We start from the raw sequence: 14,063 nt of genomic DNA on the forward strand, positions 1-14,063 counted from the left end.
TTTTCGCATGAGAGAGAAATCGAATGAAAGGGAAATAAACGAATGATATAATAAATAAAAATCAGGCCAACAGATTGGAAGTGGAGGGATAATATATGGCTAATTCATATCAGATAATAGATGAAAAAACATGGGAAAGGGCAATTCATTGTGCTGTATTTCGAAACAGTGTTGAGCCTGCTTTTTGCGTGACATTTGAAGTGGATATTACAAATTTTAAGCATATGGTTAAAGAAGAAGAATTATCCTTTACGTTAGCTATGGTATATGCAATATGCAAATGTGCCAATCGTATAGAAGCTTTTCGCTATCGTTTTGTAGATGGGCAAGTTGCCCTTTATAATAAAATAGATACCGCCTTTACTTATTTGAACAAAAATACGGGTTTGTTCAAAGTGGTAAATGTTCCGATGTTAGATGATTTGAAAGAATACTGTGAGTTAGCAGCAAAAACAGCAAAAGAACAGAAAGAATATTTTACAGGGCCATTAGGAAATGATGTTTTCCAATGTTCTCCAATGCCTTGGGTTACATATACTCATATATCGCACACAAACTCAGGAAAGAAAGATAATGCAACACCTCTTTTTGATTGGGGAAAATATTATGAAAAAGATGGAAGAATCATGATTCCAATTTCCGTGCAGGCGCATCATTCATTTGTAGATGGTCTGCATATCGGACAGTTTGTGGAGGAACTGAAAAGATTTTTGAATGTATACTAAATCCTAATCTGTGAAGGAGTAAAAAGTATATGACTTGATATCATGGAAGTAATGTTATAGTTCAAGAACCGCAAATTTTGGAAAACGGTTTTTACGAAGATTTTGGCTATGGATTTTATTGTACAATTTTAGAAAATCAGGCAAAGCGCAGAAAGCATATTGTAAATTTGTATGAATATTCACCTGATGAGGGCCAGAATATTAAAAAGTTTAGTGAGATGATAGAGGAATGGCTGCAGTTTGTTGTAAACTGCCGACTTGGTTTAAAACATGATTATGATATTGTCGAGGGACCAATGGCGGATGATACAATCTGGGATTATGTTGAGGATTATATGGCTGGACGAATTTCGAAAGAGGCTTTCTGGGAACTGGTTAAGTTTAAGTATCCGACACATCAGATGGTGTTCTGTGCAGAGAAAGCATTACAGGCTATAAGATTTGAAGGGAGTTATTCACTATGACAAATATATTTTTCACGGATGAGCAAATAACAGAGAATGATCTTTATTTTCTGTGTTATATGATAGAACGTGTAGCGAGAAAATTACATCAGAAGAATAAATATGTTGTCAATTCTATATCCAAAGATGAGTGGATGTGTCTGATTAGCCTGGCTAATGTACTTCACTGTGAAAATCCTCTGAAGATTGAAGCTGAATGGATTGATGAGTACAAACTGAAAAAAGGCAATTATGATATAACAGATGTTGACCCAGAATTAGTGGATGAAATCCCATCAGAAACACAGATAGGAAAGGTATATACACGGCTGATCTTGTCAACGCTTCAGCCGGACGAAGATTATATAGACGGAATGATCCGTGTATATAATGATGCGATATGCAATACGATAGATAATTACAACAGCAGTGCATATTATGAACCATCTTATGTGATTACAAGAGCTTATAATAACGGAGGATTTTAAACAGGCAGAAAACGCATTTGAATACGTTATGGCGAACCTGTAATGATGCTTTTTTCTCTAAGGCTTTCGCCGAAAAAATTAATCTTTTTGCAATTATTTTAGAAACTTTGGTGATTAATTTAACAATATTTTGCTTGCTATTCGAATATTTTGTAGTTTGAAAATTATCTCTCACCATATATAGCGGTCACATCTCATAGAGATGTGTGAGTTGAAATAAATATTGTGCGTCAATAATCTGTGCTGTGACATGTCACATCTCATAGAGATGTGTGAGTTGAAATGGGGCTTAACCGGTTAGGCGACTCAACCAGATCAGTCACATCTCATAGAGATGTGTGAGTTGAAATGGCATTATCAAGGTTGGTTTCAAAGGTGTGTCTTGTCACATCTCATAGAGATGTGTGAGTTGAAATCGAAAATTGCATGGAGCATATGCACGACACCGAAGTCACATCTCATAGAGATGTGTGAGTTGAAATGCCGATGTGTGCCGGCAGCTGAGCCAGAAAGATTGTCACATCTCATAGAGATGTGTGAGTTGAAATACACCTCAGCAGGCTACCTGGTGGATAGGTGGCAGTCACATCTCATAGAGATGTGTGAGTTGAAATTTCAATAATAAAGAGTATGAATTTAATGGCCGGGTCACATCTCATAGAGATGTGTGAGTTGAAATCGTAACGCAGCCGTATCCGTTTGGATTGCGTTGTCACATCTCATAGAGATGTGTGAGTTGAAATGGCTTAGATGTCTATGGGGTTATGGAGAATATCGTCACATCTCATAGAGATGTGTGAGTTGAAATTTCAAAATATACTTTCATTTCTTCTCCTCCAGTCGTCACATCTCATAGAGATGTGTGAGTAGAAATCTTGAACCGCTGTGCCAGAAGATCCGCCACATTAGTCACATCTCGTAGAGATGTGTGAGTAGAAATCATCCAGGAGCTGCCAGCACATTCAGTACAGCAGTCACATCTCGTGGAGATGTGTGAGTTGAAATATAATTCCGGCTGCCGTTTTTGGCAGATGTGTGGGTTGAAATTGGCGTCTTCGACTCCCTCATCCATGTGAACTGCTCACATCTCCCAGAGATGTATAAGTAGCTATGAACTACAAGTAACCAAACTTCCTGCTTAACCGAGTAATTACTCCTCTCGCCTCTCTCCACCCCTCCTGTCATTTTCAATAAAAAAATAAAAATAAAATGTATTTACATAGACAATCTGCATGAAAACGTGTTATGATATACGATAATAAGCAGTTTTGTTCTAATATATTTATATTTTGATAAATGTATCAGAACTTTTGTATCATTGTATCGCATTTTGTGAAGCAAGTGCAGAAAGTGACAGGGATGAAGGAAATATGTCAGAGGATAGCAAACAGATTTCTTCGAAGGAATATATTGCTCATATCAATGAGTACAGTGGACAGGTACAGTCGGTGAAGGAACACAGCGAGAATACCGCAAGGCTTTGTCGGGAGTTTTCTGTTGCGGAGCTGGAAGATTTTATGTATGCGCTGGGGCTGCAGCATGATATCGGAAAGTACCAGCAATCTTTTCAGAAGAGAATCCGGGGAGCAAGTGTGAGAGTAGAACACTCGGGATGTGGAGCTCTGGCGGCGGAAGAGCAGTATCCGGTTCCAATGAGCCTGATGATGGCGTATTGCATTGCCGGTCATCATTCCGGTATTCCGGATGGTGGTTTTGCCAATGATACGGCGGATGTGACGACGCTGGCGGGAAGATTGAAGAGGAATTTTGAAGATTTCAGTACTTATAAAGATGATTTAGAGTTCCCGGAAGTCAATGCCAAAGAGTGGGTTTCTTTTTTAGTCCGGGATTTTGAGCGGCGGCCGGAACTGCTTGTGGACAAGTTTGCCTTTCTGACCAGGTATGCGTTTTCCTGTCTGGTGGATGCGGATTCGATGGATACGGCAGATTTTTGCAAGGAGAAAGAACTGCCGAAAAGGCTTCGGGCAGATTTCGCGGGCTGTCTTGAGAAGGTAAACCGGAAGTTTGATTCTTTTATCTGTGAGACGAAGCTACAGAAGACACGTTCACTTTTGCAGGAGCAGGCCTTTGCCCGGGCGCAAGAAGACGGAGAGATTTATCTCCTGAACATGCCGACGGGAAGCGGCAAAACGCTGGCCAGTGTGAAGGTTGCTCTGGAGAGAGCCATTGCCGGGAAGAAAAAGCGGATTATTTATGTGATCCCGTATAACAGTATCATTGAGCAGACAGCGGAGGTTTTCGGTGATCTGTTTGGCGATAATGTGGAGATTCTGCGCCATCAGTCGACCTTTTCCTATGAGGATGCAGAAAATGTTTCTGAAGATTACCGGGAGTCGGCAAAGACAGCCATGGAAAACTGGGACGCGCCTTTTATCATTACCACTGCGGTGCAGTTTTTTGAGTCCGTGTATTCCAATAAACGGGGAAAACTGCGAAAGATGCACAATATGGCGGATAGTATTTTGATTTTTGATGAGGCGCATTTGATGCCGCAGGATTATCTGCAGCCATGCCTGCAGGCCATCGCCTTTCTGACGAGATATCTGCATAGCGAGGCGGTTTTTCTGACGGCTACCATGCCGGATTACCGGAGATTGATTCAGACATACGCACTGTCGGATGCCAATATTATAGATTTGATAGAAGACAAGTCACAATTTAAACAGTTTCAAAAATGTCGATATACATATCTGGGAGAAATGGACAGCATTTCTCTGCTTACTCATGCGCATAATTCCCCATCCAAATTAATAATTGTCAATAAAAAGGCCACTGCCAGAAAGTTGTATCAGGAATGTTCCGGGTTGAAATTTCATTTATCCACGTATATGACTTCTATGGACCGGACCAGAGTGCTCGGAGATATCCGTGCAGAACTTCGTCGGCTGGAGGAAGATTATCCGAATCTAGAAAATGTGCCGGAAGAACGTCGGATTACGATAATTTCCACCTCTCTCATCGAAGCAGGCGTTGATCTCGATGTACATACGGTTTACCGGGAGACTGCTGGACTGGACAGTATCCTGCAGGCTGGCGGCAGATGCAACCGGGAAGGAAAACGCACCATGGCGGATGTATTTATTTTTGATCTGGCTGACGAGGCGAAGAGGGGACCGGAAGATGGAAAACGTTCCATTGCCAGGGGACTGCTTGGCAGTTATCCGGACATTTCGGACAGCAAATGTATTGAAGAATACTATAATCGTCTGTATTTTATGAACGAGGAACAGATTCAAAAGAATACTATGCACAGGGAAGGAAGCCGTCTGGAATCCATTCCGTTTAAATCTTATGCGGAGAAATTTGAAATCATTGATTCCAGAACATTTTCTCTGGTTGTTCCTCAGGATGAGTACAGCCGGAATCTGGTGGAAGCATTGCGATATACGAAAGCGGGGAATATCAGAAAATTCCAGAAATACTGCTGTACCATACAGCGCTGGGAGCTGGAAGATTTAATCCGCCAGCATGCGGTCGAAGATTTTGGAACAGGTATTTATTGCCTGACCAATACCGATTACTATGACAGAGAGCTGGGAATCACATTTGAAGCAAAGGATTATTTTTTATAAAAGAAAAGTGGATAGAAAGAAGTGATGTATTATGAGCTATGGATTTAAAATCATGGTGGAAGGCGATTACGCCTGTTTTACCAGACCGGAATTGAAGGTGGAAAGAGTCAGCTACGATGTGCCTACGCCTGGAGCGCTGGAAGGAATGCTGAAAAGCGTTTACTGGAAGCCGGCCATCGCCTATGTCATTGATAAAATTATCGTATTTCATGATATTGATTGCGCGAACATTCGAAGAAATGAGGTGAAAGATAAGGTTCTGCTCAGCGCTGTGAGAGGGCAGATGAACGGAAAAGACGCAGATCCGAGCATTTATGCCTCAGAGAGTCGGAGCCAGCGGGCGTCCATGGTCTTAAAAAATGTAAAGTACGGCGTGGAATTTCATTTTGAGCTGACCGGACTCAAGAGCGACACGGAGACAGACAGTGAAAAGAAGCACTACAATATTATCAAGAGGAGACTGGAAAAAGGACAATGGTATCGCATGCCTTGTCTGGGATGCAGTGAATTTCCTGTCAGAAAAATGGAATTGGTGGAAGAGTTTGATATGAACCTGATCAGCAGCCGCATTTTGGAGATGGGCGATGTGGATCTGGGATATATGAGTTATAAGGTGGTCTTTGATGACGGAGGAAAGCCCATCAACGGAGACTGGGAGCATCCGAAGTTTTCGGATAAGGCAACGACCATGTATTACCGGCCTCACATGATTCAGGGAATCATCGATGTGAAAAAATACAGGGAGGAATTGCGATGCTGATACATGCGCTCTGTGATTATTATGAGATTCTCGCAAAAGAAGGAAAGGTTCTTCCGGAGGGATATTCCAGCGTCAAGATTCATTATCTGATTTCTCTTACAGAAGATGGAAAGATGGATGGTATCATCGATCATCAGGATACGGTTCAGGTGCCTTCCGGCAAAAAGCTGAAAGAAAAAAAGGTGCCAAAAGACCTGCAGATGCCGAAACGGACGGAAAAATCCGGGATAGAAGCCAACATTGCAGAACATCGCTCTCTGTACATTTTTGGTTTGAATCTGGATAAGGATATTTTGACGCCCGACGACCGGACCAATAAGGCCCAAAAATCCCATCAGGCTTTTGTGGAAGCGAATCTGGGTTTCATTGAAGGACTTCATACTCCGCTGATTGATGCCTTTCGCTCTTTCCTGCTGAACTGGAAGCCGGAGGATGAGACAGAAAATCCATGGCTGCTGGGTCTTGGAAAAGATTATGGGAAATCCGGCTATGCATTTTGTTTATCGGGGCATCCGGAATGTCTTTTGCATGAAGAAAAGGAATTTAAAGAGAAATGGGAGCAATGGTATCAGGACAAAAAGGCAAAAGAAAAAGACAGCCACATTGCCCAGGATGCCATTTCCGGAGAACAGACGTCCATCGCGAGGATTCACAACAAAATCAAAGGAGTATACGGCGGGCTGGCGACGGGAAGTGTTCTTGTGGGATTTAATAATCCGTCGGAGAATTCTTATGGAAATGAACAGTCTTATAACAGCAACATTTCTGAGACAGCCATGAATAAATATACGGAGGCTTTGAATTATCTGCTGAGCAGCGACCGTCACAAAGTGCTCATTGATGATATGACCGTGGTTTTCTGGGCCATGGACACCGGAGAAGCCTGCGAAAATTTGTTGATGGATATTTTGCTTGGGCAGTCTGACAAGATGAAAGCGGAACAGACAGAACGAATGCTTGCAAAGCTTTTCCAGGATGCAGGGAAGGGAACCGTGGGCGGTGAACGGCTCACTCTGGATGGCATTGATGAAAATGTGGATTTTTATATGATGGGACTGAAACCGAATTCTTCCCGGCTGTCTCTGAAATTCCTTGTTCGGAAGAAATACGCAGATATTCTCTGGAATATTGCAAGGTTCCAGAATGATCTGCAGATGGGGAAGGAATTTCATTCCGTTTCCATTATGCGTATCAAAAGAGAACTGCTGTCACAGAAGAGTAAAAATGAGAAAGTGAATCCTGCGCTACTGTCTTCTCTTATGGAGTCGATGATAAATGGAACCCGCCTGCCGGTTTCGCTGCTGGAAAATGTACTGCGAAGGGTGAAGGCAGATCCTGGAGACCAGAAAGTAAATGCAGTTCGTGCAGGTATCATTAAAGCGTGGATCAACCGCGCATCAAAAAAGGAGGAACTGAAAGTGGCTTTAGACAGAGAAGATTATCGCCCGGCATATTTGTGCGGAAGACTTTTTGCCGTGCTGGAGAAAATACAGCAGGAGGCTTCCGGCAATTCTCTGAACCGGACTATCAAAGATGGATATTTTGCTTCGGCTTCCGCAAGGCCGTCCATGGTATTTCCAAAATTGATCCGTCTTTCCCAGTATCATCTAAATAAAGTAAAAAGTCCGGTATATTTTAATAAATTGACCGGAGAGATCATCGGTCATCTGGACGGCGGATTTCCGGACACTCTGTTTTTGAAAGAACAGGGCGAGTTTGTTGTGGGATATTATCAGCAGTATCAAAGCTTTTTTGAAAAGAAGAATAAGGAGGAGGATAAAAATGGCTCTGAACAACCGGTATGATTTTATGATGCTTTTTGATGTGGAAAACGGAAATCCCAATGGGGACCCGGATGCGGGAAACGCTCCGCGAATGGATGCGGAGTCCGGCTATGGCTATATCACCGATGTGTGCCTGAAACGGAAAATCAGAAATTATGTGGAACTGGTGAAGGAAGGAGAACCGGGCTACAATATCCTGATCAAACCGGATAAATCTCTGAATGCCAAGTTTACGGAAGCCTATGAGGAGCTTCATCTTGAAACGAAGAAAAAAGGAAGGAATCCGGATGATGTCCGCATGGCCAGGGATTATATGTGCCGCAACTACTTTGATGTACGGACTTTCGGAGCTGTCATGTCCACCGGTGATGACCCGTGCGGCATTGTCCGAGGACCGGTGCAGATGAACTTTGCCCGAAGCATTTCTCCGATTAATATTCAGGATGTGACCATCACCCGTCAGGCGAGAACCACAGAGGACAGAAAAGAAACCGGAGAAACGGAGATGGGACGCAAAAGCGTGATACCTTATGCTCTTTACCGTGCAGAAGGATACATTTCCGCTGCTCTTGCCAACAAACTCACTGGTTTATCAGAAGAAGATGTGGAACTGCTCTGGACAGCCATCATAAATATGTTTGAAAACGATCACAGCGCGGCAAGAGGGAAAATGTGCATGAGGAAGCTGTACATTTTCAAGCACAGTAATATTCTGGGCAATTGCCCGTCCCATCTGTTGTTTGAAAAACTGACGGTCAAAGAGAAAGAAAATGTCATTCCTCGTTCCATTGACGATTATGAGATTGTGATGGATACCGCAATGCCGGAAGGAGTGGAGCTGATCCAGAAATTATGAGTACAGCAGAAATCACCATCCGGTCGATCCAGCATTTCATGTATTGTCCCCATCGATGGGGTCTGCTGGAAATCGACAAAGCCTGGGCGGAAAATTTCTTTGTGACGCGGGCTAATCTCATGCACGAGCGGGTTCATGATCCGGACAGGACATATACAACCAAAAGCAAAAGGGTATTTACTTCTGTTCCTGTTTACCATGATGGTGAAGAATACAATCTGTATGGTGTGACAGACTGTCTGGAGCTTACAAAAGATAAAAATGGGGTTTCCATCGACGGCAGCGATGAAACATACAGGTTATGTATTGTGGAATATAAGCCGTCACAGCCAAAAAACGGATTGTACAGAGAAGAGGATCTGATGCAGGTTTTTGCCCAGAAAATCTGTGTGGATTATGTATTCGGTTCCGACTGTGAGGGGGTTTTGTATTATGCAGACACGAAGAAACGGGTTGTACTTCCGTTGAAGGAAAACCATGAGCAATACGATCAACGCCTGCGCCTTCTGCTGACGCAGATGCGGGAATATCTGAATGCAGGCATAATTCCGCCCATTCGGAAAGGACAGAAATGCAGCGGCTGTTCTATGAAAGATTTATGTATGCCGTCTATGAAGAAGGTAACAAACCTGCGGGAGGAAATACAGAAGATGGAGGAGGAGCTATGAGAAAACTTTTGAATACTGTTTATGTGACCAATGAAATGGCTTACCTCACTCTGGATGGAGAAAATCTAGTCTGTAAAATCGATGGCGAGACAAAGCTCCGTATTCCCTTTGAAAATATTGAGAACATCGTCTGCTTTAATTATATCGGATGCTCCCCGGCTCTCATGGGAAAATGTGTCAGTAAAACCATCCCCATTAATTTTATTTCGCCCCAGGGAAAATTTCTGGCGAAAGTCTGCGGTGAGACAAAAGGAAACGTATTCCTCCGGGTCGCTCAGATCGATTGTTTCAGAAAAAACGGCCTTCATCTGTCGCAAAATACCATGGCGGCCAAGTTCAGCAATACCAGACAGCTCATCCGTCGTACACTTCATGACAATCCTGCTCTCCGTCAGGACGAGAAAATCCAGAATGTGCTGAATATTTTGTCCAACGGCATAGAAAATGTATATCAGGCCCAAAACACGGAGGAGGTCATGGGGATTGAGGGGTACTGTGCACAGAGCTATTTTTCCATTTTTGATAAGCTTATCACCAATGAAAAAGTGCCGTTCACCTTTGAACTGCGCACAAAACGACCGCCTCTCGACCCGGTAAATGCGCTGCTTTCCTTTGTATATACACTGGCAACTAGCGAATTTGCCGCTGCCCTGGAAACAGTAGGCGTTGACAGCTACATCGGATACTGCCATTCCCTGCGCAGCGGCAGAATTTCTCTGGCCTGCGACATGGTGGAGGAAGCCCGTTGCATCGTCGAACGGTTTGTCATCACCCTCCTGAATCTCCAGATCATCAAAGAAAATGACTTTGAAAAACAGATATCAGGCGCCGTGTACCTCAATGAAGAAGGCCGCAAAAAAGTTCTGGCCCGCTGGCAGGAGAAAAAACGCGGCACCATGCAGCATCCTTATCTGAAACAGAAAATCCCACTGGGACTGTTGCCGTACGTGCAGAGCAACCTGCTGGCAAAATACGTCCGCGGCGACATCGAGGAATATCCGTCTTATCTGATGAAATAAAGTGATAGGATAAATTGATAAAACAGTCGGGCGAACCAAAGGGATCTTGGCTAATCCAGTCGCTTAACGACATAACACGAGGAATCAAGGCGATATTGTCCCATCTAATCAATTGCTGATATATCCAGATGAGTCAATGAGATATTGTCCGATCAAATAATTGAAAATGAGAAGGCAGGTGAGAAATATGATGGTTTTAATCTGTTACGATGTGAACACAGCTACTGCATCCGGGCGAAAACGCCTGCGAAAAGTGGCGAAAGAATGTCAAAACCACGCACAGCGCGTACAGAACTCCGTCTTTGAAGCTGACCTGGACTATTCTTCCTTTATGAAACTAAAAGACAGACTGGAAAAACTGATAGACAAAGAAGTGGACAGCCTGCGTTTCTATTACTTGGGCAACAACTGGAAACGCCGCGTCGAACACATCGGAGCAAAGGAAACCTACGACCCAGAAGGCGTAATCATCATTTGAACCCTCCGGCGAACCTGTGGTAATATAAAAAACACCGGCAGGTTCGCCGAAAAATTGAGATGAAAACGGTGTATTATGATTCGGTTTCGTCTCGAAATATCAAAAATTAAAGTCTGCCCCTCCATATTTGGTGGCGTGACTGCTTCTGTTCACTAAATGTAGCTGTCATGCCCCGCGAGGGGCATGGGAGTAGAAATTTGAGTCAGGTTTACGCAGAGGTTCCATGGTTGTTGTCATGCCCCGCGAGGGGCATGGGAGTAGAAATATAAGTATCCAACCATTTTATATATGCGCCGTGTCATGCCCCGCGAGGGGCATGGGAGTAGAAATTGATTTATGGTTTTAATAAAGGTCATGCTACAGGTCATGCCCCGCGAGGGGCATGGGAGTAGAAATAAGCGAAAGTATGAAAGACAAAGCGACAGTAATGTCATGCCCCGCGAGGGGCATGGGAGTAGAAATTGAGGGTAAGCCGGTTACCAACGACCACCCGCCTGTCATGCCCCGCGAGGGGCATGGGAGTAGAAATGTGGCTAATAGATGGGTAACATTTAGCGGCACGGGTCATGCCCCGCGAGGGGCATGGGAGTAGAAATCGATGTGGGCGTGGTAATTTCAAAAATTGCCGAAGGTCATGCCCCGCGAGGGGCATGGGAGTAGAAATTCATTGTTCCTTCAAAAAGTGTGTTACATGTTAAAGTCATGCCCCGCGAGGGGCATGGGAGTAGAAATATTTATGACGGCGTGGAAGTTGACAGCAGCGGTGTCATGCCCCGCGAGGGGCATGGGAGTAGAAATGAAAATACCATAAAATACAATTGTAAACACTACCGTCATGCCCCGCGAGGGGCATGGGAGTAGAAATAAAGGATGCCATGGCCGCCTCAGAAAAAACCTCGTCATGCCCCGCGAGGGGCATGGGAGTAGAAATAGAAAGAGACAGATTTTGCACGGTTCCAGTGGATGTCATGCCCCGCGAGGGGCATGGGAGTAGAAATAGCATACAGGCGATCGATTTCCCGAATCTGTTCCGTCATGCCCCGCGAGGGGCATGGAGTAGAAACTATAAATGTAAAAAGAGATAAACACGTATATACATATTATGAATCGGTCCGAGACAGTAAAAATCTCCTATTGTGAAGAAAATTTCTAAGAACAGCGGTTTCTCCGAAGAGTACATATAGAAATTGTTTGACTATGTGTTTATAAATGAATATGATTTGTACGGAGGAAAGAAACGATTTGAACCAGATTATGATATAGCAGAATCAATAGTTGCGAGAAGGCAAAGATATACGGGAACACGACATGATTCTTCTTAAACATGAACATTTGGAATATGGTTTAATGAATAAGCTAGAAATTCCATATGATAAAGCTCATGATTTGGCTCAAAGCAAATATGATTACGCTGCTGCATTGAATTATTTTAAAAAGAAAAATAATTTATAGAAAGGAAGTGAGTGCGTGGTAAAAATTGAGAAGATGGAATTAACGGATCAGATGGTCAGATATAGATATTTTCCGGAAAAATCAAAAAAGAGCGGCATTGTAGCATTGAATAGAGATACTGGGGAGAGAATCCTTGAAAAAGATCTTGAAGAATATGGGAATACTTATGCCGCACATGCGCTTCGCCGGATAGAGGAATATCAAAGGAACGGAAAGTTCCCCGAAAAAGATGTAATTGTATGGTACTGATACCACCAGTCAGAAATGGCCGATGGTATTTTGTGCCCATTTTTGACAGTTCACAAAAATTTAATAAATAAAAACATTAAATTTCATGAGGTTGAAAAAAGAACGAAATCAAGCCTAAGCACAACGTTGTTGCTCAATACAGATGGAATCGTTCGAAATGGTTAGTAACAAATTGATGATTGTCGATTTTACAAATTTATGAGAGTGTGTTATGGTAGAAATCGAGGAGCAATAGAAAAAACTACCGATTATTCATCGGTGGTGAGAGTTAAAAAGAAAAGCCGTTAATGGGACGATTATATTTGGATAATTCTTTTTCAAGTCATAAATCAAAAAGTTCCTTATCGATAGTTTTTTGTCCTCAGATTCATGATAATGAATTAGATGATGTGTTGCTTTACCTTTTGTATTATCGCCTTTGCTGTATTTAATATTTCAAAAATTAATAATAATGCAAAAGATATCGCTATATGTTTCAAATGAAGTTGAAGTTTTTTATCGCTTAAACCAAACAACCAATCAATGGAAACATTGTATTTATCATGCTCCGCGAGGGACATAGAGATATGAATCTGAATATGACCAGCAGTCAGACACGAATTTGTAGAATACTAAATTGGTTGTGGGAGAATAACAACAATCTTATACATAGGTAGGCGAAAATGTAATGTTGCTCTTTTGTCTGAGGCTTTCGCCGAAAAAACTACTCTTTTTGCAATTATTTTAGGAACTTTTGTGTTTAATGTAATAATATTTTGTTTGCTATTCGAATATTTTGTAGTTTGAAAATTATCTCTCACCATATATAGCGTCACATCTCGTAGAGATGTGTGAGTAGAAATGTTTAATTCCTGTCGTAATTCTTCGTCAATGTATGTCACATCTCGTAGAGATCTGTTAATCTAAAAACGGAAAATTTGATATAATGCAATTCGGGATAAGGCAGGTGTAGGATAATGCTTGTGTTAAGTAAAGAGGTGGTGGAACTTTTGATAAACAAGGTTGAGGATGCATCTTCATTGATCAGCGAGCAGCGGCTATTAGGAGAAGAAAATGTGGAACTAGAAGTGTCAAATATTGATGAATTACAGCTTCTTATTAATGACAAAATTTTATATAGAGGTCTTGATAAGCAAGATACAGTTAATGCTCTGGGTAAGAGATTGTACGAATTATATGATGAAATCCTATATCAGAAAAACAGCATAAAGGAACAATAGTACTGTTCATTCTTTTGAGTGAGCGGTATTTTTATACTCAGTTAAAAAAGTGAGAGCGTGATAGAGAGCAGTCACGCTCGTATGAGCGTGGGAGTAAAAATGGTGAAAGCCCCCACGGAATACATTCATCATCGTTATCTCTCTTTTTTAGTTGAAGATAAATTCCCAGCGATACAATACCGATTGCGATAAAAAATATTCCTAATTTAACACGACAAACGCATGAATGAATAAATTGTGAACATCCATCCTGATTTTCTGGTATACTCAAAGAAAAAAGGATAGGAGTTCTTCTATGAAAGCACTTTTAGATTATGTAAGCACAGTA

General features: G+C 42.3%; 12 protein-coding genes, 1 pseudogene and 2 CRISPR repeat arrays. All 13 genes and pseudogenes read left to right on the forward strand.

Annotated features, from left to right (window positions below):
• Positions 1-95: 95 nt before the first annotated feature.
• Positions 96-725, forward strand: a complete 630-nt coding sequence (locus B5F87_RS08680) for a CatA-like O-acetyltransferase (RefSeq protein ID WP_087279814.1) — start codon at positions 96-98, stop codon at positions 723-725.
• A gap of 50 nt (positions 726-775) precedes the next feature.
• Positions 776-1,189 (forward strand): annotated as a pseudogene (locus B5F87_RS08685) (DUF3990 domain-containing protein); the annotation flags it as partial.
• Entirely contained in the window at positions 1,186-1,656 is a 471-nt protein-coding gene (locus tag B5F87_RS08690; protein WP_087279820.1) for a hypothetical protein, read from the forward strand. The pseudogene B5F87_RS08685 and the gene B5F87_RS08690, both read left to right, overlap by 4 nt.
• A gap of 186 nt (positions 1,657-1,842) precedes the next feature.
• Positions 1,843-2,661: a CRISPR direct-repeat array (repeat unit 32 nt; unit sequence GTCACATCTCATAGAGATGTGTGAGTTGAAAT).
• Positions 2,662-3,026: 365 nt separating this feature from the next.
• Positions 3,027-5,249, forward strand: coding sequence for a CRISPR-associated helicase/endonuclease Cas3 (locus B5F87_RS08695; RefSeq protein WP_087279823.1), 2,223 nt, complete (start codon positions 3,027-3,029; stop codon positions 5,247-5,249).
• Positions 5,250-5,280: 31 nt separating this feature from the next.
• Positions 5,281-6,009, forward strand: coding sequence for a type I-C CRISPR-associated protein Cas5c (gene cas5c / locus B5F87_RS08700; RefSeq protein WP_087279826.1), 729 nt, complete (start codon positions 5,281-5,283; stop codon positions 6,007-6,009).
• Positions 6,003-7,814: a type I-C CRISPR-associated protein Cas8c/Csd1 gene (gene cas8c, locus B5F87_RS08705; protein WP_087279829.1), complete on the forward strand. Its 1,812-nt coding sequence runs from the start codon at positions 6,003-6,005 to the stop codon at positions 7,812-7,814. Before cas5c ends, cas8c begins: the two co-directional genes overlap by 7 nt.
• Positions 7,792-8,649 carry a type I-C CRISPR-associated protein Cas7/Csd2 gene (gene cas7c / locus B5F87_RS08710; RefSeq protein ID WP_087279832.1) on the forward strand — a complete coding sequence of 286 codons (858 nt, stop codon included), beginning with the start codon at positions 7,792-7,794 and terminating at the stop codon, positions 8,647-8,649. The genes cas8c and cas7c overlap by 23 nt, the downstream gene beginning before the upstream one ends.
• Complete coding sequence (gene cas4, locus B5F87_RS08715; RefSeq protein ID WP_087279836.1) at positions 8,646-9,317, forward strand: CRISPR-associated protein Cas4; 672 nt, start codon at positions 8,646-8,648, stop codon at positions 9,315-9,317. The genes cas7c and cas4 overlap by 4 nt, the downstream gene beginning before the upstream one ends.
• Positions 9,314-10,336: a type I-C CRISPR-associated endonuclease Cas1c gene (gene cas1c, locus B5F87_RS08720; protein WP_087279839.1), complete on the forward strand. Its 1,023-nt coding sequence runs from the start codon at positions 9,314-9,316 to the stop codon at positions 10,334-10,336. Before cas4 ends, cas1c begins: the two co-directional genes overlap by 4 nt.
• Before the next feature lie 187 nt (positions 10,337-10,523).
• Positions 10,524-10,814 carry a CRISPR-associated endonuclease Cas2 gene (cas2, locus tag B5F87_RS08725; protein ID WP_087279842.1) on the forward strand — a complete coding sequence of 97 codons (291 nt, stop codon included), beginning with the start codon at positions 10,524-10,526 and terminating at the stop codon, positions 10,812-10,814.
• A gap of 164 nt (positions 10,815-10,978) precedes the next feature.
• A CRISPR array of direct repeats spans positions 10,979-11,879; the repeat unit is 33 nt; unit sequence GTCATGCCCCGCGAGGGGCATGGGAGTAGAAAT.
• A 210-nt stretch (positions 11,880-12,089) separates the two neighbouring features.
• Positions 12,090-12,266 (forward strand): hypothetical protein, encoded by a 177-nt coding sequence (locus tag B5F87_RS20955; protein WP_158096999.1) that lies wholly within the window; start codon positions 12,090-12,092, stop codon positions 12,264-12,266.
• Between the two features lie 15 nt (positions 12,267-12,281).
• Positions 12,282-12,515: a hypothetical protein gene (locus B5F87_RS08730; RefSeq protein ID WP_087279845.1), complete on the forward strand. Its 234-nt coding sequence runs from the start codon at positions 12,282-12,284 to the stop codon at positions 12,513-12,515.
• A 962-nt stretch (positions 12,516-13,477) separates the two neighbouring features.
• Positions 13,478-13,735, forward strand: coding sequence for a hypothetical protein (locus B5F87_RS08735; protein WP_143405237.1), 258 nt, complete (start codon positions 13,478-13,480; stop codon positions 13,733-13,735).
• The last annotated feature ends 328 nt before the right edge of the window (positions 13,736-14,063 follow it).

The sequence above is a fragment of the Eubacterium sp. An3 genome, assembly GCF_002159465.1.
Classification (GTDB): Bacteria; Bacillota; Clostridia; order Lachnospirales; family Lachnospiraceae; genus Anaerobutyricum; species Anaerobutyricum stercoris.